This is a genomic window from Leptospira kmetyi serovar Malaysia str. Bejo-Iso9, from assembly GCF_000243735.2.
GTDB classification, from domain to species: Bacteria; Spirochaetota; Leptospiria; order Leptospirales; family Leptospiraceae; genus Leptospira; species Leptospira kmetyi.
Window position 1 is genome coordinate 2843006 of record NZ_AHMP02000003.1, and the last position, 25550, is coordinate 2868555.

Annotated in this window: 27 protein-coding genes; 15 read left to right on the plus strand and 12 right to left on the minus strand. The window is 44.1% G+C overall.

The features are described from left to right. From LEP1GSC052_RS15720 to LEP1GSC052_RS15735, 3 genes are all read right to left on the minus strand, one after another. Positions 1-930 carry an ABC transporter ATP-binding protein gene (locus LEP1GSC052_RS15720; RefSeq protein WP_010573296.1) on the minus strand — a complete coding sequence of 310 codons (930 nt, stop codon included), beginning with the start codon at positions 928-930 and terminating at the stop codon, positions 1-3. Positions 931-1185: 255 nt separating this feature from the next. Then, positions 1186-3093 carry an AMP-dependent synthetase/ligase gene (locus LEP1GSC052_RS15730; RefSeq protein WP_010573294.1) on the minus strand — a complete coding sequence of 636 codons (1908 nt, stop codon included), beginning with the start codon at positions 3091-3093 and terminating at the stop codon, positions 1186-1188. A 42-nt stretch (positions 3094-3135) separates the two neighbouring features. Continuing rightward, on the minus strand, positions 3136-4233 hold the full coding sequence (locus LEP1GSC052_RS15735) for an AraC family transcriptional regulator (RefSeq protein WP_010573293.1): 1098 nt from the start codon (positions 4231-4233) through the stop codon (positions 3136-3138). Between the two features lie 160 nt (positions 4234-4393). Between LEP1GSC052_RS15735 and LEP1GSC052_RS15740 the strand changes: the two genes are divergently transcribed. The 10 genes from LEP1GSC052_RS15740 (at position 4394) to LEP1GSC052_RS15775 (ending at position 13707) form a co-directional block, all read left to right on the plus strand. After that, entirely contained in the window at positions 4394-5551 is a 1158-nt protein-coding gene (locus tag LEP1GSC052_RS15740; RefSeq protein ID WP_010573292.1) for an ACP S-malonyltransferase, read from the plus strand. Between the two features lie 161 nt (positions 5552-5712). Next, a complete protein-coding gene (locus LEP1GSC052_RS15745) occupies positions 5713-7131 on the plus strand; it encodes a DUF2779 domain-containing protein (protein WP_010573291.1) in 1419 nt (472 codons plus the stop codon). Between the two features lie 10 nt (positions 7132-7141). Beyond that, on the plus strand, positions 7142-7279 hold the full coding sequence (locus LEP1GSC052_RS21325) for a hypothetical protein (RefSeq protein ID WP_020985685.1): 138 nt from the start codon (positions 7142-7144) through the stop codon (positions 7277-7279). Positions 7280-7562: 283 nt separating this feature from the next. Further along, on the plus strand, positions 7563-8207 hold the full coding sequence (locus LEP1GSC052_RS15750; RefSeq protein ID WP_010573290.1) for a hypothetical protein: 645 nt from the start codon (positions 7563-7565) through the stop codon (positions 8205-8207). Between the two features lie 167 nt (positions 8208-8374). After that, positions 8375-9586, plus strand: a complete 1212-nt coding sequence (locus LEP1GSC052_RS15755) for an argininosuccinate synthase (protein ID WP_020986044.1) — start codon at positions 8375-8377, stop codon at positions 9584-9586. Continuing rightward, positions 9583-10065, plus strand: coding sequence for a pantetheine-phosphate adenylyltransferase (coaD, locus tag LEP1GSC052_RS15760; protein ID WP_010573289.1), 483 nt, complete (start codon positions 9583-9585; stop codon positions 10063-10065). Before LEP1GSC052_RS15755 ends, coaD begins: the two co-directional genes overlap by 4 nt. A gap of 10 nt (positions 10066-10075) precedes the next feature. After that, positions 10076-10489: a nucleoside-diphosphate kinase gene (locus LEP1GSC052_RS15765; protein WP_010573288.1), complete on the plus strand. Its 414-nt coding sequence runs from the start codon at positions 10076-10078 to the stop codon at positions 10487-10489. Between the two features lie 210 nt (positions 10490-10699). Further along, entirely contained in the window at positions 10700-10882 is a 183-nt protein-coding gene (locus LEP1GSC052_RS21040; RefSeq protein WP_010573287.1) for a hypothetical protein, read from the plus strand. A gap of 361 nt (positions 10883-11243) precedes the next feature. Next, entirely contained in the window at positions 11244-12710 is a 1467-nt protein-coding gene (locus LEP1GSC052_RS15770; protein WP_010573286.1) for an NADP-dependent isocitrate dehydrogenase, read from the plus strand. A 1-nt stretch (position 12711) separates the two neighbouring features. After that, positions 12712-13707 (plus strand): NAD-dependent epimerase/dehydratase family protein, encoded by a 996-nt coding sequence (locus LEP1GSC052_RS15775; RefSeq protein ID WP_010573285.1) that lies wholly within the window; start codon positions 12712-12714, stop codon positions 13705-13707. Here the strand turns inward: LEP1GSC052_RS15775 and LEP1GSC052_RS15780 are convergent. The 3 genes from LEP1GSC052_RS15780 to LEP1GSC052_RS15790 all read right to left on the minus strand — a co-directional run bounded on the left by LEP1GSC052_RS15780 (position 13689) and on the right by LEP1GSC052_RS15790 (position 16068). Continuing rightward, positions 13689-14078, minus strand: coding sequence for a response regulator (locus LEP1GSC052_RS15780; RefSeq protein WP_020985544.1), 390 nt, complete (start codon positions 14076-14078; stop codon positions 13689-13691). The genes LEP1GSC052_RS15775 and LEP1GSC052_RS15780 overlap by 19 nt on opposite strands. A gap of 1 nt (position 14079) precedes the next feature. Further along, positions 14080-15618 carry a PAS domain-containing sensor histidine kinase gene (locus tag LEP1GSC052_RS15785; protein WP_020986299.1) on the minus strand — a complete coding sequence of 513 codons (1539 nt, stop codon included), beginning with the start codon at positions 15616-15618 and terminating at the stop codon, positions 14080-14082. 216 nt (positions 15619-15834) lie between these two features. After that, positions 15835-16068 (minus strand): ferredoxin, encoded by a 234-nt coding sequence (locus LEP1GSC052_RS15790; RefSeq protein WP_040913078.1) that lies wholly within the window; start codon positions 16066-16068, stop codon positions 15835-15837. An 87-nt stretch (positions 16069-16155) separates the two neighbouring features. Between LEP1GSC052_RS15790 and LEP1GSC052_RS15795 the strand changes: the two genes are divergently transcribed. From LEP1GSC052_RS15795 to LEP1GSC052_RS15815, 5 genes are all read left to right on the plus strand, one after another. Continuing rightward, on the plus strand, positions 16156-16725 hold the full coding sequence (locus LEP1GSC052_RS15795; protein WP_010573282.1) for a hypothetical protein: 570 nt from the start codon (positions 16156-16158) through the stop codon (positions 16723-16725). Further along, positions 16722-18278: an FAD-dependent oxidoreductase gene (locus LEP1GSC052_RS15800; protein WP_010573281.1), complete on the plus strand. Its 1557-nt coding sequence runs from the start codon at positions 16722-16724 to the stop codon at positions 18276-18278. Before LEP1GSC052_RS15795 ends, LEP1GSC052_RS15800 begins: the two co-directional genes overlap by 4 nt. Before the next feature lie 58 nt (positions 18279-18336). Continuing rightward, complete coding sequence (locus tag LEP1GSC052_RS15805; RefSeq protein ID WP_040913079.1) at positions 18337-19098, plus strand: hypothetical protein; 762 nt, start codon at positions 18337-18339, stop codon at positions 19096-19098. Positions 19099-19186: 88 nt separating this feature from the next. Beyond that, positions 19187-19426 carry a DUF2905 domain-containing protein gene (locus tag LEP1GSC052_RS15810; protein ID WP_040913644.1) on the plus strand — a complete coding sequence of 80 codons (240 nt, stop codon included), beginning with the start codon at positions 19187-19189 and terminating at the stop codon, positions 19424-19426. Beyond that, positions 19423-20628: a pyridoxal phosphate-dependent aminotransferase gene (locus LEP1GSC052_RS15815; protein WP_010573278.1), complete on the plus strand. Its 1206-nt coding sequence runs from the start codon at positions 19423-19425 to the stop codon at positions 20626-20628. The genes LEP1GSC052_RS15810 and LEP1GSC052_RS15815 overlap by 4 nt, the downstream gene beginning before the upstream one ends. Positions 20629-20638: 10 nt before the next feature. Here the strand turns inward: LEP1GSC052_RS15815 and LEP1GSC052_RS15820 are convergent, their stop codons facing one another. The 6 genes from LEP1GSC052_RS15820 to LEP1GSC052_RS15845 all read right to left on the minus strand — a co-directional run bounded on the left by LEP1GSC052_RS15820 (position 20639) and on the right by LEP1GSC052_RS15845 (position 25548). Further along, a complete protein-coding gene (locus tag LEP1GSC052_RS15820) occupies positions 20639-21628 on the minus strand; it encodes a M14 family zinc carboxypeptidase (protein WP_010573277.1) in 990 nt (329 codons plus the stop codon). An 8-nt stretch (positions 21629-21636) separates the two neighbouring features. Beyond that, the gene (locus LEP1GSC052_RS15825) at positions 21637-22065 is read right to left on the minus strand and encodes an LA_2478/LA_2722/LA_4182 family protein (protein ID WP_020985797.1); all 429 of its coding nucleotides are present in this window, start codon (positions 22063-22065) and stop codon (positions 21637-21639) included. Positions 22066-22076: 11 nt separating this feature from the next. Further along, positions 22077-22805, minus strand: a complete 729-nt coding sequence (locus LEP1GSC052_RS15830; RefSeq protein WP_010573275.1) for a flagellar motor protein MotB — start codon at positions 22803-22805, stop codon at positions 22077-22079. After that, the gene (locus LEP1GSC052_RS15835; protein ID WP_020986313.1) at positions 22802-23452 is read right to left on the minus strand and encodes an FFLEELY motif protein; all 651 of its coding nucleotides are present in this window, start codon (positions 23450-23452) and stop codon (positions 22802-22804) included. Before LEP1GSC052_RS15835 ends, LEP1GSC052_RS15830 begins: the two co-directional genes overlap by 4 nt. Beyond that, the gene (locus LEP1GSC052_RS15840; protein ID WP_010573274.1) at positions 23449-24591 is read right to left on the minus strand and encodes an LIC13341 family surface-exposed protein; all 1143 of its coding nucleotides are present in this window, start codon (positions 24589-24591) and stop codon (positions 23449-23451) included. The genes LEP1GSC052_RS15835 and LEP1GSC052_RS15840 overlap by 4 nt, the downstream gene beginning before the upstream one ends. A 123-nt stretch (positions 24592-24714) precedes the next feature. Next, complete coding sequence (locus LEP1GSC052_RS15845; RefSeq protein ID WP_010573273.1) at positions 24715-25548, minus strand: DUF455 family protein; 834 nt, start codon at positions 25546-25548, stop codon at positions 24715-24717. Between the last annotated feature and the right edge of the window lie 2 nt (positions 25549-25550).

The following is a 25550-nucleotide window of genomic DNA, read 5'->3' on the forward strand; positions in this document are numbered from 1 at the left end:
CTAAACCTGATTCATAAAAATCTGTTCTAAGGTGACTTCCTGTTTGCGGATGTATTCCAAACGCGGAGAAGAAGAAGCGGACGCGAAAAGTTTTTCCTTAAATTCCCGTTCGGTCGAAGTGGAAACCAAGAACGTGTTTCCTCTCGAATCTTCTCCGATGGATTGGATCTTGTTCGCATCGACTCCGGGAAAAGAGGAAAGAAATTTTTTACCGGAATCCGCGTCGGCTCCCGAAAGAGTGACTTCCAAACCGGAAAGTTTTTCCATTTCCTCTTCGAGTTGTTTTCTATCTCTTTGATAAACCATTCTCCCCTTGTGTAAGAATAGGAAACGGTTGCAGGTTTTATAAACTTCGGGAAGAATATGACTCGATAAAAGAATCGTATGTCCTTCCCTCAAAGAGTGAATGAGATTTCTGATCTCGACGATTTGTTTCGGATCGAGTCCCGAAACTGGTTCGTCGAGAATGATGATTCTCGGATTTCCGAGAAGAGCCTGCGCGATTCCGACTCTTTTGCGAAATCCCAGCGAAAGAGTTTCGATATTACTTTTGCGAACGTCGGTGAGAAACGTTCTTTCGCAAACTCTCGAAATTTCCGAGTCGATCGATTCGGCGGGAACCTGTTTGATTCTCGCAGCGAACTTGAGATAATCCTCGACGGAAAGTTCGGGATATAACGGAGGAGTTTCGGGAAGATAACCGATCTTCTTTTTTACTTCGAGAGGATTTTCGAAAGTGTTGATTCCGTCGATCTCGCAGATCCCGTCGGACGCGATCAGATATCCGGTAAGAATTCGAATCGTGGTCGTTTTTCCGGCCCCGTTCAAACCGAGAAGTCCGACGATCTCGCCTTCTCCCAACTCAAAATTCAGACGGTCTATAGCGAGTTTCTTGCCATAGAATTTGGATAGATTTTTGACTTTGATCATCTTTGTTAAAACTGTTATCGGGACATTCGAAGTTTCTAAGATATTTCGAGGTCCGACACGGTGGATTTTCGAATTCTACTCGAACGTAGGATTCAAGACAAAATGGAAAAAATTTTACGAGCTCGGGTCAACCCTTTTCCGAAGAACCGTTAACGTAGGCGTTTCAAGGAAGCAAAAAAAACGCGCCCCGTGGAGAACGCGTTCCAAAAAAGTGCCTCTACCGAAAAATGGATTCGGATAGCGAAGAGCGAAAACTTAGTTTTGAGAAGGACCGTAGATCTGTTCGATTTCTTTCGAATATTTTTCGGCGATCAAAAACCGTTTGAGGGAAAGTTTGGCGGTCAGTTCCTCCCCTTTTTCCCATTGACGATCCAGAAGACTAAAACCTCCGATTCTTTCGAAGGACTTAAAGCCGTTCTGATCGCTGATCATCTTGGAAATTTCGGAACGAATCAACGCCTTGACCTCGGGATGAGAACTAATCGTTTTCAAATCGGAACCGTAATCTTTTAGATTTTCCAAGTTCGGCACGACGAGAACGCCCGGAAATTTTTTATCCTGACCGACCACCATACAAGCTTCGATCAAAGGAGATTCCTGAAGTTTCGCTTCGATCGGAACCGGTTCCAAGTTTTCACCGTTGGAAAGTACGATCGTCTCCTTGATTCTTCCCACGATTTTCAAATAAGAATTCGCTGTAAGCACCGCGAGATCCCCGGTCTTAAACCAACCGTCCTGCAGAACCTTCTCGGTCGCTTCGGCGTTTTTGTAATAACCCTTCATCACTTGCGGACCTTTTACGATCAGTTCCCCTTTTTTGCCGAAGGGATTTGAACTCGGATAAATGTTTTTTCCGGTTGCGACGTCCACGATACGAACCTGAGTTTCGGGAAAAATCTTTCCGACCGTTCCTACGATCAATTCTTCGGGAGTTCTCATGGAAAGAATCGGACTCGTTTCAGTTAAACCGTAACCTTCCAATACGGGAATTCCGATCGCGTTAAAAAGTTCGTCCACGTGCAACGGAAGCGCGCCCCCGCCGGAAACGCTCGCCTTTAGATTTCCTCCGGTAGCCATTCTCACCTTTTTTAAAACGATCAAGTCCAGAAGTTTTGCGGGCAATACGATCCAGGTAAGAATGATAAACGAAATCAATTTTTTGAATATAGTTACGGGCCAAAACTCGGGATTGAGTTTTAATTCTCGGTTTTTTAGAACCGCAAGATGACGATAACGGATTCGATTCGTTTTGAGCGCGCCTTGAAAAAGAATTTTGGAAATCCCTTTCATACCTTGGAGTTTGGTTTGAATTCCCTGAAAGATGCTTTCCCAAAGTCTAGGAGCCGAAGCCATAAAGGTCGGCTTTACGATCTGCATATCCTCCTTTAAGGAGCGGATATTCGTGTAATACGTTTTACAACCGAACGTGAACGATACGATTTCGAAAATTCTTTCGAAGATATGCCAAACGGGAAGAATGGAAAGAATCCGATCCTCCTTTTGAAGTCCCAAAGGTATATTCCGAATTTGTGATAGAATATTCTCGTGCGTCAACATCACGCCTTTCGGATTCCCGGTCGTTCCCGAAGTATAAATGAGAGTCAACAAATCGTTCGGCTCGATACGATCCGCTCGGGCCAGAACCATTTCTTTCGACAAGGTTCTTCCCTCTTCCAAAACCTTTCTGAAATTCAAAACCTTTCCTTCTTTGAAAATTTCCGGAGTTCCGTCCATGAGGATCAGATATTCCAAACCGGTCAGTTTTTCGCGGATCGAATTCAATTTTTTGAATACGTTTGCGTTTTCGATAAATACGATTCTACAATCCGCGTGGGAAAGAATGTATTCCATATCCTGAACGGTCGCGTCGCTTCCTCTCGGAACGTCGGCGGCCCCCGAAAACAAAACCGCGAGATCGGTAAGGATCCATTCCAAACGATTGTCGGCGATGATCGCGACGTTTTCCTGCGGTTTTAAACCGCACTTTTCGATCAAATAGGACGCAAGAGAAAGAGCGTCTTCGTATAACTCTTGATAGGTGGGTCCGTCGAAAACGCCTTTCGAATTCTTCGTTAAAAAGGATTTTTCGTTTCGGTTTTTCTGAACGGAATCTCGAAATAACTGAGCTAAGTTTTTATAGTTCTTAAAGTTTGCATTGGACATGGTCCCAACGATAACCCGTAAAAAGTCTCGGGTCGACGGGATTCATGATTCCCTACTCTTTTTTCGGAGATATTCGGTCGGCGTCGTTCCCGTTTCCCTGCGAAAGGATTCGTTAAACGAACTCTTACTGTTGAAACCGCAACTCATCGCGACGTGAATGATTTTCGCGTTCGGATCTTTTTCGAGAATACGAATCGCTTCCCGGATTCTATGATAATTTAAGAATCGATTGAAATTCATGCCGTACGAATCGTTGACCACTTGCGACAATTGATCGGGCCGAAGAGAAAGTTGATTTCCGAGCGACTTCAAAGAAAGTTCCTCGTTGAGATAAATCTTTTCCTCTTCGAAAAGACGGCGGATTTTTTTCACGGTTTCGTCCTTGAGATCGGAATTGATTCTACTTTGTTTTCTTCGGATTTCTCGGATTCCCCTTCTCAACAATTCCAAAAAGTCGGGATAACGGGAAAGAAGAACGAAGATCAAAAAAACACCGGTCGAAAAACCAAGCGCGCCTAACGTCTTTAAAAAATGAAATTCTCCCCAAAGAAATCCGGTAAATGTTACGAGCTTGGAAACGCCGAACCAACCGAGTATGAGGTAAAAAACGGAAAGTGATTTTTCCTGACCGGCGTTGAAAAGAATTCTCGCGTTAAAAAGAAACCGAAACGAAAAAGCGATGTAAATCCCCGGAATCACATAACTCATATTTAAGAAAAATAGAATATAGTTTCGGAACCAGGGCGAAACCGCTTCGGGATTCTTTTTAAAAAGTTCCATCTTTTGTTCCGTCGACAGAAGACCCACCGGTAAAAAAGAAATCGTTAATGCGACAACAAGAAGAACGTGAAACCATTGAACCCGATTCCAGAGATATTCCGTTTTGAATATGGATTGGATAAACAGATAAAACAAGGGCCCGGTCGCGATCGCAAACGGGATATGCCAAAAAACGAGTTCGGGAAACTCGAATAACTTTCCCGATGTGAAAAGATGAAGTTGCGCGAGCCAGATGGAAATCGCCAAAAATAAAAAGGCTCCGATCTTAAACGTCGGGGATTTTTTCCGATTGGATCCCAACATGATTCCGATCAAGGCGGAACAAAGGGCGCTCGAATATCCGTATAATTCAATCCACATTGGGTTTCCGATTCTTTAGATTAGAGTTCCGTTTAATTCTGCCAATAGCATCTTTTTTATGTCAATTCGAAGACTCGGGAACCTCAACCCTCAAAAAAGAATTGCGGAACCAACTATGAAACGCGATCCATCCTTAAACACCTAAGGAAAACAAAAGTTCATGGCAATCGCAAACTTTCTGAATCAAGTCAAGACTAGTGGGGGAAAACTCTTCCTGCAATTCGGAGGACAAGGATCTCCGTTCTTGAAAGAACTCTCCAAACTTTATGAATCCGAACCTTCTCTCAAAGAATTCTTCGATATTTCTTTCAAAGCCATCGCCGAGGAAGTTCCCAATCTCGATAAAAAGATCATCCCAGGCGGTTACGATTTCGAAAGCTGGGTAAAAAACCCGGATTCCGCTCCCGACGAAAATTATCTCTGTAGCGCTCCCGTTTCCATCGTGGGAATCTTTCTCGCACAAATCGGAAACTACGTCGCGTTCACGAACAAAGGTTTTCCCGTTTCGGAATTGATCTCCAACTCCATCGGAGTCACCGGACATAGCCAGGGAGTCATCTCCTCCGCGTTAATCGCCCTCGGTAAAGACGGCGCGGATTTCTACGCCGCTTACGTTAAATTTTTAAAGTTCGTATTGTATATCGGATACAGAGCGCAAGAACTCGTGGGACCTTACAATCCTTCCGAAGCGTTACTCAAGGCCAACGAAGAAGTCGGCGATAAACAACCCGCTCCTATGGTTGCCGTGATCGGTTATACTCAGAAAGAACTCGAAGACAGAGTGAAACAAACCAACGACGCTCTCGGTTTAAGCGGAAGCAAGGCGATCTACGTAAGTCTTTTTAACACTCCCGATTCCAACATCGTTTCCGGAAGTCCGGAATCTCTTCTTGAACTTCGTAAAAAGTTCAAAGCAGAGATGGACGAAAAGAAAGTGAAGTTCGTTTATTTAAGAACGACCGCGCCTTTCCATTCTCCTCATATGGAAGATACGAACAAAACCGTTCCTCTCGATATGGAAAGAATCGGTTTCAATTTTAAAGGTTCCGATCTGAAGGTTCCGGTTTACTCGATCTTCGACGGAAGAAACATGCAGTCGGACGACGGAATCGGCCTTCCACTTTTCAGAGAGATGTTGATCAAAACCCTCTACTGGGATAAGGCGATTAAAGCTTTCGTTACGGGAACGAACGTCACCGGTATCGACTTTGGGCCGAGCGTTGTGAGCCAAAAACTGACTCAAGCGAACTTGGGAACCTCCGAGAATAAAATCTACGCGGTTTCCAGCCCTAAGGATATCAAGGTTCTATTGGCCTGAAAAACCGAGGATTCTCGATTCTAAAAACGATTTACCCATTTCGGAAATTTCTTCCGGAATGGGTTTCCACGCTCCTTTCCCTCAAACGACCCGAGGGAGAAATTCCCAAACTTACAAAAGCGGATTACACGACCGGACTTCATTGCGAATACCATCTCTGGTTGAACACGTATCAACCTCGTCCCGACTTCGATCCTTACGAACACCAATACATTTCCCCCAAACAAAAATCGCTTCTGCGGGAACTTTCGCATTCCTTTTATCCGGATTCGAAGAACGTGCGTTATTCGGAATCGGAAACGAGAAGAATCCTTAGATCCGGAAAGGGAGTTCGATCCGCCTGTTTGGAAACCGATAAATTCTCGATCAAAACCGAATACATTCTCCCCAACGAGGAAAAACCGGGAACCTTCGAGATCGTCGTCCTCAAGGCTTCGAGTTCATTCAAAAAACAGCATATAACGGAAATTGCATTTCAAAAATTCGTAACGGAAGAATCGGGCTTTCCGGTTTCCAAATGCACTTTACTTTTCGTGAATTCCAAATTTCTCTTTCAAGGCGAAATCAAAATCGAATCCTTTTTCGTCCGCAAGGACGTAACCGAAGAGGTCGCCCTCAAGGATAAGGAAACGAAAGAATCCGCGTATTCCTTATACGATCTTCTTTCACGAAAGAATCTGCCGTCCCGTTACGTGAGTCGTCTTTGTTCTCATCCGAGAAATTGTTCTTATCCGGGAATCTGTTTAAATCCGAAAGTTCCCGGCGATATTTTTACGCTTCGAGAAGGCAAGGAAGAATCCGGCAAACTTTACGAAAAGGGAATTCTCCATTTAAAAGACATTCAAGAAATCGAAAGTTTAACTCCTCGTCAAAAAATTCAGATTCAAACGATGCGGACCGGACTTCCCTACACGAATCAAAAAGTGTTTCAGGAATTTTTCGGAAAACTCGAATATCCGATGTATTTTCTGGATTTCGAATCCATCAATCCGCCGATTCCGGTGTATCAAAATTCTTATCCGTTTCAACACGTTCCGTTTTTGTTCTCGCTTCACGTAATCCGAAAGGACGTTTCCGAAGAACCTGAAAGTTTTTATTACATCGAGGACGGAATCGTAGATCCCAGAAAAGGAATATTAGAAAAATTGCAAGAATGGATTCTCCCCGGAGGATCGATTCTTTGTTTCAACGATAAGTTCGAAAGAAGATGTTTGGAAGAATCCGCCGCGGCCTTTCCCGAATTCAAAGGCTGGCTCAAATCGATTCAGGACGATTTTGTGGATCTTGCAAAACCGTTCTGGGAATACGATTACTATCATCCGGATCAAAAAGGAAGCACTTCCTTAAAGACCATTCTTCCCGTGATCACAGGTCAGACTTATAAGAATCTCAGAATCCAATCGGGTCAAATGGCCAACTCCGAGTTTCTCAGAGCCAAAACCGAACCGATGACTGAATCCGAAAAATCGGCGATCGAAAAGAATCTCATCGAATACTGCAAACTCGATACGTATGCGATGGTTCTCATTCTTCGCAAAATTCAGGAATGGGTCAGAAGTCATCCGAACCCGGACGCATGAAAGAATCCTAATGAACGATTTGATTCTTCTTCCGCGTTCGGGAGAATATACATTCTTCCTGATCTATTATCAAAATTCCTGGGTGGATTTTAAACCGAAACGAATCCTGAATCTCAGATCGGAAGAAAAAACCGTCCTTGTCGAATGAGATAGTTTTGCTTTTTTATACGCCCGATCGTTTTTAATTTTCCGAGTCGATTCTGCGTTTCTCCGGAAATGGCGTTTGCACAAAAACGGCTTTCATCGGACTTAAAGTCCGTTTTCGATTCGTTTCGGGAAAACCGATCTTCGAAATCGCTCCTGCAAAAGATCCCTTCTTTCTTTAATAAATATTTTTTTTCTTTCGATTCCCGGATTGAAATCTAAAATAATTCGTCTATTCTTTCTCATTGCGGAAAACTTTCCGAAACAGATCATTCTTTGGAGAAACTATGAAAAAAATTTTAGTGTTTTGTTTGACCTTCGCTTTATTCACGACTTCGGTTTATTCGGAAACTCCGGCGCCGCCGAGTGAGGAAAAAGCAAAATCGGATCTTCGTTCTCATTGGGCAAAAAAATACAAAGGGGAAACGATCGAGTCCATTGAAAGCGGCGGAGAACCGGTGATCTTAGAAAAGACCGACGCAAAAGGAAAGGTCGTCGAAACGAAATATAAAATTCCTTTTATCGTCGTTTCCAAAAAAGGAAACTCCAAAACAAAATTCGAGGCCGGCGCAAATTACGTTCTTACGAAAACCAACCAGTGGAATTTTTCGGAAGTGGGCATAGGCAACGTCGAGAAGATGGCCGGCGGAGATCAAGCCGCGCCTGCAAAACCGAAAGTGAAAGAAATCATTCTCAAAGCGCTGAACGATAAATATTCGGGAGAATATACTTTTTCCGATCTCAAAATCGACGACGGAGAATTCGGAAATTCCGGTGAAAGATTTTGGTATCGATACCAAGGAGATATGAAACGAAAAGCCGCCGACGGTTCCGCAAGTACCTGTAACGATTCGGATTTTACGATTCAAAAACAAAATGCGAACGCCGATTGGACCGTTGAGATTACGTCTCTTGGAAGAGGGTGTTATTGACTTTTCGAATCATTCAATTGCCGGTTCTTCCGGCAGTTGAAGAATCGTTTTCAAATGTAGATTCTTCCCCTTTTTATCCTTAAACTTTCTTAGATCCTTAAATCCCGTTTCGGAATCAGGAAAATCCGGTTGTCCACAGACCTGGACCGATTTTCAGTGTTCTCAGAATGGCGCAAAGCAAACCTGTCAAAAAAATCGTCCTGGCTTATTCGGGTGGATTGGATACGTCCGTAATTCTCACCTGGTTGAAAGAAACATACGGTTGCGAAGTAATCGCATTTACCGCGGACGTGGGTCAAAAGGAAGAACTTTCCGGTTTGGAAGAAAAAGGAATCAAAACCGGAGCTTCCAAAGTTTATATCCAAGACCTTCGTTTGGAATTTGCGCGCGATTTTATTTTCCCCGCGATTCAGGGGAACGCACTTTATGAAATGCGTTATCTTCTCGGCACATCCTTAGCAAGACCTCTGATCGCAAAAGCGATGGTGGAAGTCGCCGAAAAAGAAGGAGCGGACGCGTTCGCTCACGGCGCGACCGGGAAAGGAAACGATCAGGTTCGTTTCGAACTCGGAGTTAAATCCTTGGCTCCCGAAAAAACGATCATCGCTCCCTGGAGAGTCTGGGAATTCGGCGGCCGTTCGGATCTGATCGAATACGCGAAATCCAAAGGAATTCCGGTTCCGGTCACCGCGGAAAAGCCCTATTCCATGGACCGCAATCTCATGCATATATCTTACGAAGGTGGAATATTAGAAGATCCTTATAGAGAACCCGATGAGAAAATGTTTCTCTTGACGACTTCTCCCGAAAAGGCTCCGGACGCTCCCGAATATCTGGAACTCGATTTCCAAGAAGGAAACTGCGTCGCGATCAACGGCAAAAAGATGAATCCTCTCGAAGTGATGGATGCACTGAACACGATCGCGGGCAAACACGGCGTGGGAAGAGTGGACATCGTGGAAAACCGTCTCGTCGGGATCAAATCCAGAGGCGTTTACGAAACACCGGGCGGAACCGTGTTGTTCGTCGCGCACCGCGATTTAGAATCGATCACGATCGACCGCGATACACAACATCACAAAGACAAATTGTCCATCGAGTTCGCGGAACTTATCTACAACGGTCATTGGTTTTCATCCAGAATGAAGGCGGTTCGCGCTTTTATCACCGAAACACAAAGATACGTAACCGGAACCGTAAAGGTAAAACTCTACAAAGGAACTTGTTCGGTTGTGGGAAGAAAGTCCTCGGTTTCTCTTTACAACCCGGAGATGGCGACTTTCGAAAAAGAAGAATTGTATAATCAAAAAGACGCGGAAGGATTCATCAATATCTACGGATTGCCCGCTCAAGAAACGGCTAGGCTTCGTAAAAAATGAAACACTTAGCGATTTATCCGGGTTCCTTTGATCCGTTGACAAACGGACATTTGGATATTCTTCAAAGATCGATCGGACTTTTCGATAAGGTGATCATTGCGATCGCCGTAAATTCGAATAAGTCCACGTTGTTCTCCGTCGAAGAAAGACTCGGATTTATCCGCGAAGTCACCAAGGGCATCAAAGGTCTTGAGATCGACACGTTTCAAGGTCTTACGGTCGATTATTGCGCCAAAGTGGGAGCGAAAAGTATCATTCGCGGGCTCCGAGCCGTAACCGACTTCGATTACGAATATGCAATTTCTCTAATGAACAAAAAATTGGCTCCCGATGTGGAGACCGTGTTTCTCATGTCCTCAAGCGAATATTCCTTCATCTCTTCCACGATCGTAAAGGAAGTCGCGAGACACGGAAGAGACGTGAGCAATCAGGTTCCCGAAATCGTCAGCAAAGCATTACTTAAAAAACTCTCTCAATAAAGGAAAAAAAATGTCCAGAACGTTTATCATGATCAAACCCGACGGAGTAAAAAACAAACACGTCGGAAACATTCTCGCGAGAATCGAAAAAGAGGGATTCAAGATCCTCGGTTTAAAATACCTCAAACTTTCTCTCGAAGACGCGAAACAATTCTATAAAGTGCATTCCGCTCGTCCGTTTTACAACGACCTTTGCAACTATATGTCTTCCGGTCCGATCGTAGCGGCCGCTCTCGAAAGAGACAACGCGGTTCTTCATTGGAGAGACGTGATCGGAGCGACCGATCCGAAAGAAGCGGCTGCTGGAACGATCCGCGCTCTTTATGCGGAAAGCAAAGAAGCAAACGCGGTTCACGGTTCCGATTCGGACGATAACGCGGCTCTCGAAGTTTCCTTCTTCTTTAAAGGAAACGAATTGTTCTAAACTTTGCCTTCCCGGAGCCGCACGAACGATTCAGTCTGACGTCCGTTAGGCTCCGATTTCTTACCTTTTTTTAAAAATTCCGAATCTTTTCGCGATTTCGGATTAAACCGATTCAAAAATAAGCGAATTTTTGGTTGTACTTTTGGAAAGAAATTATTAATTCTTACCAAAATCTGTTATTAAAAGGTTCTTTAAACCGACAATTCTAATATGAACGCAAGCACAAGAGAACAACTTCAAAAGCACAGCGAGATCATGAGACAATATAGAACAAACGATCCTTTCGGAGATCCGAATCACGGAACCCCTGATTGGATGGACGACGTGATGGAGCTGATCTATTCCAGAGAAGAATTTCTTGTGGATTCCGAATCGGATTTCGAGATCGAATGACTTTCGATCTCGTGCGATCCGAGATTCAAATCGCTTCCGTTTCTAAAAATTTTCTTTTCCCCTTCCTTTAAAAGCCGTTTCACATCCGATCTTTTCCGATTTTCAGAGGAGCTGAATTCTCCTTTTCCCGATTTTTCAGAATGATTAAGAATGTGGTAGTTCCTACATTTTTTAAAACAAGGCGCAAGTTGCGGGAGTTCCTACTTCTTCTCTGAGGAGTTCCTACTTTACATCGCTTCCGTGACACACAAAGATTTTGAAGGAGTTCCCACATTTTTCTTCGGGTTCCATTCTTCGTAAGATGTAAGGGAATTGACCTCCCTCTCCGCTCCCGCTCTATTAGAAGTATTAGGAGACGAGAATGTCCGAAAAAACCAAAATCGCAATCGCACACGGCGACGGAATCGGTCCTGAAATCATGGACGCGACTCTCAAAATTTTAAACGCGGCGGGAGCCAAAATCGATCCGATCGAAATCGAAATCGGCGAAAAAGTATATAAGGACGGACATTCTTCCGGAATCAAACCCGAGGCTTGGGACGTTCTCAGACAAACAAAGGTTTTCTTAAAAGCTCCGATCACCACTCCTCAAGGAGGAGGATATAAAAGTTTAAACGTAACCGTTCGAACCACGCTCGGATTGTTCGCCAACGTTAGACCCTGCTTCTCCCTTTATCCATATGTAGAAACGAAACATCCCTCTCTCGACATCGTCATCATCCGTGAAAACGAAGAAGACCTTTATACGGGAATCGAACACAGACAAACCAACGACACCGTTCAATGTCTCAAACTGATCTCCCGTCCCGGTTCCGAAAAAATCATCCGTTACGCTTTCGAATACGCGCGCGCCTATGGAAGAAAAAAAGTAACCGCCATGGTGAAGGACAATATCATGAAACAGACAGACGGTTTGTTCCACGATATCTTTAAGGAAGTTGCGAAAGAATATCCCGAGCTCGAAGCGAATTCTCAGATCATCGACATAGGCGCGGCCAACCTCGCGGACAGACCTCAGAATTTCGACGTCGTCGTAACGCTCAACTTATACGGGGATATCATCTCCGATATCGTGGCACAGATCGCGGGTTCGGTGGGAATGGCCGGTTCGTCCAATATCGGCGAAATCGTTTCCATGTTCGAAGCGATTCACGGATCGGCCCCGGACATCGCAGGGAAGAATCTCGCAAACCCTTCCGGTCTACTCAACGCCGCCGTGATGATGCTCGTACATATCGGACAACCCGACATCGCCGCAAAGATCAACAACGCGTGGCTTTTGACGATCGAGGAAGGAATTCACACCGGAGATATTTTCAAACCCGGAGTGAGCCGCATCAAAGTCGGCACGAAAGAATTCGCCGAAGCGGTGATCGGAAATCTGGGACATCTTCCGGAAAAGTTCAAACCCGTTTCCTTCGGAAAAGCGAAGAAAATTATAATTCCTGAATATAAGAGAACCATACAAAAGAAAGAACTCGTAGGCGTGGACGTTTTTCTCGACTGGATCGGAAACGATCCGAACGAACTCGGAAACAAACTCAAATCCCTTTCGAACGATCTGACGCTGAAGATCATTACCAACCGAGGGGTGAAGGTTTTTCCCGAGGGTCAACCGGAAACGTTTCTGATCGATCACTGGAGATGCAGGTTCGTAAGTAAAAACGCCCTCGTAAAACAGGAAGATCCTTCGTATCATCCGATCTCCCACAAACAAGTCGCGGAACTTCTTTTAAAATTGGACGCGGCGGGTTTCGATACGATCAAAACCGAAAACCTGTATTACTTCGACGGAAAAAGAGCGTTCTCCTTAGGCCAAGGAGAATGAATTGAAATTAAAAGGTAAAACCGTTTGTATCACGGGCATCGGCGGTTTTATCGGAAGACGTCTCGCCGAAATCGCAAAGGAAAAAGGAATTCATGTTCGAGGAATCGAACTGGATTCCAATCGCGCCGAGGAACTTCGGAAACTAGGTTTTACCGTAGTGGTCGGAAGTACGTCCGATCGCAAAGCCTTACAGGAAGCCGTTCAAGGATCGGACTACGTTTTGCATACCGCGGCCATTGTTCGTGAAGGCGGCTCCTTGGAAGAATTCAGAAAAGTGAATGTACATTCTTCCCTAGAACTTGCGGAAATCGCAAAAGCGGCGGGCGCAAAGGGAATGGTTCATTATTCTTCCGTAATGGTTTACGGATTTTCGTATCCTCCTTTTATCACGGAAGAAGGCCCGTTCCGAGGAGAAAACAATCCTTATTGTATCACCAAGATCGAGGGAGAATCCGTCCTCATCCAACTCAACGATCCGCCTAAGTTCGGAGTGTTGTTCATCCGTCCCGGAGACGTTTACGGACCGGGTTCGGGACCTTGGGTCGTACGACCGATTCAACTGATGAAAAAGGGATTATTCTCCCTTCCGAACGGAGGCAAGGGAAGAATCAACCTAACCTACGTCGACAATCTCGTCGAAGGAACGTTACTCGCTCTTGAAAAAGAAGCCTGGGGAGAGGCCTTTAACATCACCGACGGAACCACGATGACTTGGAAAGAATACTTTTACAAACTCGCGGACTCCGCAGGAATTTCAAAACCGATTTCCGCGCCCGCTTGGCTTTTAAAATGTCTGATCGTTTTGATGAGCGCAGCTTACAAATCGATCGGAAAAGAGCCGCCCGCCACGAAGGAAGGAGTGAACTTCATTCTTCGGGAACATCCCGTATCGATCGAAAAGGCGAAAAAAGAATTGGGTTATCGACCGAAGATAACTACGGAAGAGGCTTTGAAAAAAACTTCGGATTGGATCAAACTCTACGCAAGTTCGCTGTAGAGTTTTTGAATATGATCTTGAGTGAGGGGTTTGGAAAGATAACCTTTGACTTCGGGAAAAGAATTCGCCTTTACGATATCCCTTTCATCCACGGAAGAACTGACCATAAAAATCGTGATCTTTTTTGCGAGATCCCCTTGGATCTTTTTGAATTCGTCGAGAAATTGCCAACCGTCCATAAAGGGCATGTTGATATCCAATAAGATCGCGTCCGGTAATTCTTCACTTTCGGAACTTAAGGTTTGAAGTTCCTGAAGAGCTACTTCTCCGTCTTGGAAATCACGGAGCTTTGTCGCTCTCCCGTCTTTTTCCAGGAATCGCTTTGCGATCATGATATAAATGGAATCATCATCGATCAACCAGAAGTTCATATTACCGTTGTTCAAAATCATTATACTTATTGAAATTGATGATGAAAGAAGTACCCTTTCCGGGAGAACTTTCAACCGTTATTTCGCCGCCGAGGGACTCAATTTGATTCTTGGTCATGAACAACCCGATTCCTTGACCTTCCCTTTCCCGATGAAACGTCTTGTTCATTTTAAAGATTTGATGACCGTACTTTCTGAGATCGATTCCAAGACCGTTATCTCGCACGATCAAAAAGACCCTTTTATCCTCCAAGAATGAGACGAACGAAATTTCCGGTTTTCTGCTCGGTTCGGAATATTTTAACGCATTACTCAATAAATTTAGAAGAATACTTTCCAAATACACGCGCGGATAAAGAATTTCGGGTGCCGCGTCGAATTCCATCCGAATCTCCGCGTCCATCTCTTTGATCTGCGCGGAAAGTAGATTCTGCACCTTACTCAAGGCGTCTTTAAAAAGAACCTGTTGTTTGTCTATATTCCGATTTCTGCGGATTTTGATCACTTCCACAATGTCGTTTAACGTAGTCATCAAATCCTTGGCGCTGATTTCCAAGGACTCGAGAAGTTTGTCCTTATCGGTGCCGTCCTTTTCGCGCAACATCGTGGAAAGCGTGAATATATTTCCGATCGGCGCGCGGAGATTGTGCGACACGATCTGGTTGAATTCCTCCAACTGCGCGTTTCTTTCGGTCAGGTGATTACTCAGAGCCTGCAAGGCTTCGTTTTTTTCTATCAAAGCGGAAAGCATATTCTTCCGATCGGTGATGTCTTGAATTTGTGAGATGAAGAATAGCGGTTTTTTTTGAATGTTTCTTACGAGCGACACGATCAAAAGAACCCAGATGACGCTTCCGTTTTTATGAAAGTATCTCTTCTCCATCTTATACGTATCGCGTTTTCCGTCCAGGGTTTCCTGAAGCAAGGTCAGATCCGCCATAAGATCGTCGGGATGAGTTATATCTTGAAACGTAAGTTTTAATATTTCTTCGCGAGAATAACCGATGATATCGGAAATGCTCGGATTGACTTCTAGCCACTTCCCTTCCAAAGAAACGAGTGCCATACCTACGCCGGAATAATAAAACGCGTTGAAAAACTTTTCTTCCGAAAGACGGATTTCATCGAGAACTTGTTTTCTTTCGGTTTCATCCAGAATCGTATTGAGACCTTTGTATTCTCTAGAACTCGTAAGAAGCGCGGCGACGTTTCCTTTCTCGTCCCGAATCGGTTTCGCGATCGTCTGCAACCAAACGTATTTGCCGTCTTTTTTTAAGAATTGATACTCGACGTGTTCGATTTCTTTTCCGTCTCGAACCGGCTTATGAGATTGATTGAAAATTCTTTCCCGATCCAGGGGATTGAAATAATCGTACGGATTTTTTCCGATTAAGTCTTCGGGTCGATAACCCAACATAGGAGTCACGGAAGGACTTACATAACGATAAGTTCCATCCGGATCGTGATAACAAACCAATTCGGGGCTTCTTTCCAACAGGAATTTATAGAATTCGTTCGATTGAATATCCGATTCTTTCAAAATACGCCCCGTTTGTTTTCCTTAAAATAGTTCCTATTTCATAAAAGACAATCCATTACGAATTTAAAACATACATTTTTACGGATTTATCGCGAAACGAAAGATTTTGCTAAAAGGAAATGAACGGAAGAAAAAGGGGAGAATGGAAATTAAAAAACGATCGAAAAAAGGAAAACCTTGTCGGATTGAAAAAACGAATCCGACAAGTATTCGAATTTATTCTCCGTCGTTTCCGAGCGCTTCAACGGGACAGATTTCCATCGCCTTCTTAGCGGCTATTTCTTCCTCGGGATTTGCGGGTTGTCTATGAAAATAAACTTTGGATTCGTCATCCGTATATTTGAGAAGCATAGGAGCTTCTTCCACACAGTCATTGCAAGGAACACAACTGTTATCGATGTAATACCGACCGGCCGCGTTCTGTTTGACTTTATCGTTTTTATCAGCCATGCTTAACAAAGTTTATCGAACGATTGTTTCGTCAATCCCCTTTTCAGAATTGACACACATTCCGATCCGAGGATACTCACCGAAGTTATGAGCGTATGGACGGAAAAAATATCGAGACGCAAGCTCTTCGGTTTCGGGTTGGGCGGTTTGTTGAGTATAGGAATCGGATCGTTATTTTTCGCTCGTTCCAAAAACGAATCGCTTCCGAAAACGTTATTCTTCTCTGCATCCGAAGTCGAATTTTTATACGCATACGCGCAAACTCTTTTACCTCAGGAACCGGGTTTTCCCGATCTTGAAAAGGCCGAAGTGATCCGCAGATTGGACGAAGAATTCTATTTTGTCGATCCCGGAATCACGGACGATTTTAAATCCCTCATTCTCATTTTGGAATATCTTCCTTTAGTCAGCGGTTATTGGAGCCGTTTTTCAAAACTCAACGAAGAGGATCGAAAAAACTTTTTACTTTCCCAAGAAGGAACGGATTCGGATACGATCCGGGCCGCATTAGCAAATCTTAAACTACCCGTTTACTTGGTTTACTACGGACACGAATCCTCCTTTAAGGCGATTTCGTATGACGGTCCTTTCGGAAATCCTCCCGAAAGATTAAGCGAATCCAGAATCTATTATAAAAAAATGCTGGGGGAACTATGAGCGGTCGCGTCTACGAATGGAAGAATCTCGGAGATTCGAGAACCGTTAAGGCGGACGTGGTCATAATAGGAACGGGTTGCGGAGGCGCGACTCTCGCTTACGAACTTTCTAAAAACGGAAAGAAGGTCGTGATGATCGAAGAAGGCGGCTACTATCACACCGGAACCTTCGACAATCACGAACTCAATATGGCCGGTAAGGTTTCCGCGGAAAGAAACATGGCAACGGACGCGACCGGTACGATCAATCTCGTATACGGAAAAAACGTAGGCGGCGCTTCGGTTCACTATTGGGCCGATAGTTATAGAACTCCCGACGATAGACTCGATCTCTGGAAAGAAACATACGGAGTTCACGGACATTCTCCCGAAGACCTAAGTCCTTATTGGAAAGAATTGGACGAGACCTTAAACGTTCATCCCGCTAAAGAAGAATATCATAATAAAATGAATCAGCTTGTCCGAAAGGCTTGCAAGTCTCTCGGTTGGGAAGGAAACCCCGTTCCGCAAGCAAGGAAGAATTGTCAGAAGTCCGGACATTGTATGCAGGGATGTATGTTCGGCGCAAAACAAAGTCAGCTGGTCACTCATATTCCCAAAGCGATGGCGTTAGGCGCCGATATATACGCGGATTGTAAAGCGGTTCGCCTGGAACTCAAAGGCGATCGTGTCGAATATTTGGAAGCGGTTATGATCGATCGCCCTTCCGGAAAAGAATCCGAGATCTCTTTAAAATTCGAAGCTCCGGTGTTCGCGATCGCCGCGGGCGGATTCGGAAGTTCCACATTCTTACTTAGAAACGGATGGAAGAAAAAACTTCCGGCGCTCGGAGAATATCTCGCAATCAATCCTTCTCCTTTCGTTCACGCGTTCTATGACGAACCGATCGTTCAATGGAGAAATATTCCTTCCGCATTCGGAGTGGAACAATTTCGTTTAGCTCGTTATCGAGAAGACGGAAGTTATATCGAAGGCGGCTTTTTAATCATGGCCAATCAGCTTCAACCGGGAAGTCTCGCGGCTTTGATTCCCGGTTTCGGCGCGGAGCACAGGGAAATTATGAAACGACTTCCGCATGTCGGAGGTACGATCGGATGGATCGACGACGTTCCTTCCGAACTCGGAAATATTTCCGTAAGTTCATCCGGAAAACGTACGGTGACGTATAACTTCGGTAAGCTGACAAAAGAATTCCTAAAGGACTGTATTCGCAAACAGGTTCAACTGAACTTTAAGGCCGGTGCAAAATGGATTCTTTTGCCCGATTTAAAACGTACAAAACTTATTTCCGAAAAGGAAATCGACAAAGTCGATCGTCTCGAACTCAGTCCCGCTTCGATGATGATGGCCGCTCCTCATCCCGCCGGAGGTTGTAGAATGGGACAGGATCCTTCCAGATCCGTTGTGGATTGGAAACACAAGGTTCACGGTTTAAAAAATTTATACGTTTCCGATTCGAGCGTGTTTCCGACCGGAGTATCGGTCGATCCGAGTTATACGATCATGGCTTTCAGCAAACACGCGGCGAAGTTCATTCTCGAAAACGAATCCTAAAAATCTTTTCCGAAAGAATCCGATCTTTAGAAAATAATTTCTTGCATTTGGATACGGAATGCTTAATATCTTGCTCCGTTATCCGAAAAAGATCATGAAAATTTTTTGCTACTTTAAACGGACGAAAGTCGCAATTCTATTCTTATTTTTTTTATCCGCGAGTCTTCAAACACAAACGGTATCTCCAAAGGAGAATTTAAAACCGATTTTGGAAAAGATTCGGGAGAATTCCAGAAATTCAATCTACACTTATAAGGGAATCGATTACAAACGGGATTTAACGATCACGGAAACCGATCCGCAAACCGGTAAAGAAATTTCCGTTTCGAAAGTTTCCACGAGAAGAGTGGAGTATTATTACGAAAGACCGGTCGTCGTCGTATTGAGTTACGTAAAAAACGGAGTCAATCTTCCTCCCAAGGATTTCGAACCCGAAAAATCGTCTCCTACCTATCCGATCTTCGACAATCAATCAGACGATCATTACTTATTCAACATAGACGGTCCGATCGTGTTTCAAAACCGTCCGTGTTACGTGGTCGAGATCAGTCCTCTTCAACTTTCACCGAGACATTTTAAGGGAAAAATCTATTACGAGAAGAATTCTCTGCATCCGTTTTACATAGAAGGCAGTACGTCCAAATGGAAGTTCGGAGTGAAGGATATGTACTTCAAGATTTTTATGAGCGTCACCAAAGAGAACGTGGCGATCGTAAAATCGGGGGACATTTTCGTAAAAACATACATTCCTTTTTTGAGTCCCGAAAAGGACACTCGGATTCATATCGAGACGATCGACGCGGTTCCGATTCGAAAATAATATATCAAACATTTTGAATATACTTCCCGAACGCGGAATAGAATGCTTCTTGACTTTGTCGATCCGTTCCTTAAAATCGAAATCGTACATGGAAAACTTTGCCAAACCCTTTCTGATTTTAGGCGTTTTGTTTTTGTTGATCGGTTTCTTTTTTCTCTACGGGAGTAAATTTTCGTTTCTCGAATATTTGGGAAAACTTCCGGGAGACATTCGCATCGAAAGGGAAAATTTTCGATTCTACTTTCCTTTGACGACTTCCATCTTGGTAAGCGTTCTCATTTCGTTGATTCTGTTTCTGATTCAGAAATTCAAAAACGGTTCTCCATGAAAGAATCGGATTCCTTCAGCTCTCGTTTTTCGTTTCAAGACGGAGAAAACGAATTCGCCGCGGTTTTATCTGAATATAAGAAAAATGGAATTCAGTATCACGATCTCACGAGTTCCAATCCGACCCAAGCAGCGTTTCAATATCCGGTCGAGGCGATTCGCCACAGCTTTGAAACCGCGGACCTGATCACATACAACCCCGATCCTCGGGGAAACATCGAAGCTCGTAAATCGATCGCTGAATACTATCGTTCCAAAGGATTGGAAATCGATCCGGAAGATTTATTCTTAACCTCCTCCTCTTCGGAAGCGTATTCGTATTTGTTTAAGTTACTTTGTAATCCGGGAGATTCCATTCTGATCCCGGCGCCGGGTTATCCTTTGTTCGAATTTCTTTCCGTGATGGAAGGTCTTGAAACCGTTTCTTATTTTACTAAAAAAGAAAACGGATGGAAGCTGAAAGAATCCGATCTTCGTCGAAAGGATTTGGAAAAATCCAAACTGATTCTCGTGGTGAGCCCGAACAATCCGACCGGCTCGATCCTCACCGAATCCGATTTCAATTCCTTAAAAGGAACATTCAAAAATTATAATTTACCCGTAGTCATCGACGAAGTTTTTTCGGATTACGTTTACGGGGAAGAATCTCATAGAACGCTGATCGATTTCGAAATCCCGGTAATCACCGTAAACGGTCTTTCCAAAATTCTCGGATTACCCGGAATGAAACTTTCCTGGATTTTGCTCAGCGGACCCGAAACTTGGAAACGAAAGGCAAAGGAATATTTGGAGTTGATCTCCGATACGTATTTATCCGTAAACACTCCGGTTCAAAACATTCTTTCCGATTTGTTGCGATGGAAAAATCTCATCCAATCCCAAATCCTCAAACGGATTCAAAGAAATCTTTTCCTTTTAAGAACGGCTTTCAGCGATCCGAATCTTGTTTCTAAGATCAATTGTGATTTCCCGAACGCGGGATGGTACTGCGTTTTGGAAAGTGAGCGTTTTTATCCCGAAGAAAAATTCTCCCTAAGTTTACTGCAGGAAAAGAAGGTTTACGTTCATCCCGGAGAAATGTTCGGTTTTCCGGAAAGAAAGAATCTCGGAACGATCGTTTTGAGTTTGTTGACCGAACCCGATGAATTCGAATCCGGAGTAAAAAGTATTTTAGATTTTTTGAATTTATCGCACGAAGGATAAAAACGAAATTTTAAAGCCAGTCTTTAGGCTTAGTAAGTCCCAAACGAACGAAATCTCTTAAAAATCCTCTGTATCTTCCCACAGTCTCGATTTTGTTAAACGAAGCAGGATTGAAGATTCCTCGTTTGCGAAACAACTTCGAAGGATCTTCCTTGATATCGGACCAGGTTCCCACTTCCAAAGTTAAGGGCAACATTTTGGAATTCCAGTTCGTTGAATTCTCGCCGTGAAAATTTCTATAATGATCGTAGAACCGATCCCAAAGATCTCCGTGAGTCGTGTAGGTTTCGCTCTGAGGACCGTATTGAAAATGAATATGTCCGCAATGAGTTTTCAAGTGATCTCCGATTTTTTCATAGAGAGAATGATCGGGACAGGGTTCTTTCGTATAAGCGTAAGGCCACCAAACGTTGTCGATCGTTCCGAAACCGGAATGTAAATCCAAAACGGGAATGATCGCGTCTTCGACTCCGAAAAAAGATTCCTGAATCAGACGAAACAACGCGCGTGATTCCGGCTCCAATCCGTTTCCGCGAAAATACGGAAGACGTTTGGAAATTTTTTGACCACCGAAAAACGGAAGGGCTTTCACCGCTTCGATTCCGGAGTTTCTCATCAAGTCCACACCGGCCGGATTGGATCTTTGTTTTAAAACGACTCCGCCGGGATTTACGATCGGTAAAACAACGATTCCTAATTTACCTTTTTTTAATTCGGGCAGATAACCCGCCGAGTCGGGATGAAGAATATATTCCAAAAAATCCAAAAGGATCAGAATGCCGATCGTTTCCAATCCGTGAACGCCAGCGACGATTCCAACCGGATGCTTCTTTAATCCCTTTTCCGTTCCGATTTTTAAAGAATGAAGCGGAAAACGAAAACCTTCCGAAGTCTTTCTGGAAAATCCGATCTGATTGAGAGACGCGAGTTTGCCTCCCAATTTTAAGATCTTCAGAATCTTTTTGTCGTATCGATTGAGTCTTTTATAACCCCGAAGCATTTCGAATCCTATGAACGTTTCGCCTGAATCGCTTGCAGTTGATTGCAATCTTCGGAAAGTTTTAAAACTCCCGTTTCGATTTTCTCACAGGTCTCCTCTGCCACGGTTTTAAAACAACCACGAACGGCCTTTTTGATCGTATCGGGATTTTCGTTTGCGAGTAAATACGCGTTCGACTTACGGAATTTCTCAGCGCAGTTCGCCGGATTCAACCTTTCCTGAATCAAAGCTTTGGAAGAATCCTTCAACGCGCCCGAGTTTTTTTCCGCGCAGGTCGCGAGTTTTTGACAATAAGCGGAAACGAGTTCGGAAGATTCTTCCCTCCAAGGATCGTCCTGAATCCCCTGCGGAATTTTCGCTTTTTTACAATCTAAAAAATTCAAAAAAAAGAATATTCCAAAAATAAAATATACAAGACCTAACTTTTTCTGTTCCATGATTTTTCCGATCAATGTTCCGATTTTTTGCGAATGAATATCTCGACTCTTTCTCCGGAAGCTTTTCCTTCCGGAGTGGCTGCGGCCGTTTCCACGGGTTTATAAGAACTTGAGGCTTCGATGGAAATTCTTTCCTTGGGAATTTTATAATTCTTCGATAAGGAATCCGCGATGAGTTCGGCCCGATACGCGTTGTATTCCCAAGCGTTTCTAAAACCTTTTTGTGCGGCCTCGTTTCCGTACGGAATCTGGACCTTCAATGAAATATCCACATCCATCGCGGCGGACATTTCCGAAATTTTTTGAAACGCGAAGATCATATCCTCGTCGGGTTGAAACTGTCCTTCTCCCAAAGAAGAACCGAAAAGAACGATCTTGATTTCCTCGGTTTCTTGAATGCCTATGTTTAACTTTGCTTTTTCCTTTAGACGTTTTAAAGCGTAACTAACGCGTTCCCAAAAACGGTAGAGCTGAGTCCTGGGTTGAAGCAACGGATCGTCTTCGATGGTGACCGTGCTCCCTTGAAAAAAAGATTCTCCCAAACCGAAACCGCCTCGGATCACGTCGGCGACCTGTTTTAACTTCGCCTGATCGACCTGTGAGATGGAATACATGATAATGAACAAACCCAAAAGAAGTGTGATCATATCCGCGTAAGTCAAGAGCCAGCGCTCTCTGTTTTCGTGAGATTCTTCCTTGCGGCGACCTCTTTCCAGAAGTTGTCTTCGAAGTCGGCTCATGCTTCCTTCCGATTCTCCCCGAGTAAGGAATGAATGTATTCGGTTTCTCGTTTCTCCACTTCTTCATAAAAAGAATTGAATATATTCGAAGAGACGGGAAGCGTCGCGTTATACGCCTCTTCCACGCTTTGAAACAACGCGGAAACTCCCAAAAGGGAAGCCATAAAACGCGCGGGTTTGATTAGGTAAGCGCTGATGGGTTTGTGCGCGAGTTCGTAAAAAACCTTCAAGTTTCTCAAAACGATTTCCAACTGTCTCAGTCTTTCCTTGTAATGACCCATCTGACCGTAGTGAAGATCGTATTCTTCCCTGCTGAGACGTTTTCCGTCCCAACCCGAATCGACTAGATTTTTGGCGAGAATCGTATCCATCTCTTCGGTGAGATTGTTGAGTTCGATGAGGAACTCTATATTCTCGCGTGAAGATTCCTTCATCATCCCTTTCACTTTTTGATATGTGTCCATCGCAAGATGAAGCCAAACTTCTCGGCCTTCGAGATTATAAATCTTTTCGAAAAAATATTCCACCATGGGAATCGTTTCTTCCAAATGAAAGTAGCTCGCGTAAAAAACCCGGAACCGTTCGACCTGCGCGCGAACGACTTCCGCTCTTGCCGCTTTCAGTTTTTTAGCCGCGAGATCGCTCATTCTTGTTTAGAAACCAATTCCAATTTATAGGAAACAAAACCCTGTTGATCGGTTTGTTTTTGAATCGATCCGAACTGGTTCGGAAGGTTGATGACTTCTCTTCCCATTCTTGTAGAGGAACGAAACAACACGTGCGGAGTTCCGTCCTGATCCGGTGTTAAGGAGAAGCGAATTCCGTATTTATGATTTCTTCCCCAACCCTCTTTCGTGATCTCAATCAGTGGAACGGAAGAATTTATATATTTACCCGCCGCCGAAAAAACGCTCGAACCGGGAGAATAAAATCTTTGTCCTTCCTTGGTCGTATCGACGGTCACCTTACCTCCGCCCGGAAACGAAAGGGAAAGATACGTAACACCCGCGTAAGAGCCGCGATTCTTCAACCAGAGAATCGCTTCGCCAGCGACTCCTTTTTTCCATTCTTTAGGAGCTTCCAAAGAAAGAATGGAAGGAACGGCGACCCTCGGAATATCGGGAACCATTTCCCATCCGTTGAAGATAAAATTCTGAGCGTAACTCCGATTGGAAGGAAAGATAGTGATATTCTTTTCGGTCTTGTTGTAATCGAAATCGATTCGTTTCGACTTAATTAGAAATTCATGATCTTTTAATGAAAGAAGACCGTCCAAAATCTTTTGGCCTTTTCGAATCGCGTACGGAACCGAAAAAAGACCGAGAGGAGGTTCTTCGCTTAACACTTCCAAAAAGAGAGTATTGAATCCGTCTCCGGGAAGTTCTTCCATTAGAATTCTCTTAACTACGTAACCTGCTTCTTTCGTCTGTTTGTCCGATTCGCCGGGAAGCCAAGCGGACTTACTCGCGTCGTAATGAAGAGGACCGATGTTTAACAATGAAAAGGAGAATTTGCCGAGTAGGGACCATTCTCCCCCTTTCTTTTTAAAAACGCCGAGAACTTCCTCGGTTCCGTTGCGAACCAAAGCGAAGGATTCGAGTTCGGGATCCTCGTCCAAGTTTCCGACTTTTTTTAATAGGACATCGGGATTCTTTTTATCCGTCGCGGAAAACAAAAGTTCCACGATTTGAGAATCCGAAGGCGTCTTGGAAGAACAACCGACTGAAAGTAAAAGTACGATTAGGCTGAAAAGAATTTTCAAAAAACGAAATGAGAATGGATTCATGGTTCGATTACAGAATCCGGGAGGGAAAATAGTCTGTCTATGATTTTCCGGGGCTTCTAATTCAGATCCAAAACCTGCCGAGCGATCCTTAGAAAGCGAAGGCCTGAGTTTTTTAAGGACGGGTTATATATCCAAAACTTCCTTTAAGATCCGAGAATTTACCCGTCCGGTGAATTCGTCTTCGTATCGTTCCAATTCGGTTACAAATTCCTCGGAAAATCCGGCCTGAATCCTCGTTTCGGGAAAGTAATGATATCCTTTGGCCCGTCTCGGTGTGAACGGGAACTCGATCAAGGAAAGATAGTGATCCCATTCGCTTCTCGAATCGGGAATCCGCTTTTTGATATAGTGATAACCGCGACGCACGTGTTTGACCTCGTCGTCGTAAACCTTTTGCATGATCCCTGCCTTTTCCGAATCTCCGAACCGTTCGAAGGCCATCGTATAAATTTTTGAAAAATCCAGATTGGCGCCTTCGAAAGAAATCGCCATAACCGCATAAAACTTTTCGAGGGTCTGCATTCTCGGGACTTGTTTCCAGAAGATGGAATTGAGAGGACGATCTCCGAGTTCCATTCCTCCCTTTTTCATTTCGGAAAGATACATTCTCAGATGGGTCTGTTCTTCGAGAAGAGTTCGATACAAACCGAATCGCACCGAGGGAGGCGCGTCTTGAAACTTAAGAATCGCCCAAGCGAAAAGTTCGATGGCCATCAACTCGTGATTCGCAAAATGGTGGAGCGTGACGTAACGATTCTCCTCGTTGAATAGTTGTTCGAGTCTCGGGATCTTGCTTTTGTGTTCGGAGGTCTGGATTTTTTTCTCCCGAATCGGCAAGGAGGGAATATCAGAAGATTCTAATGAAACGACGTCGACCGGAGGAATGATGGGTATGAATAATTTATCTTCGAGGCTTGGGCCGAGAAGCACCTGTCTGGCGAACTCGTTGAGGGTCATCG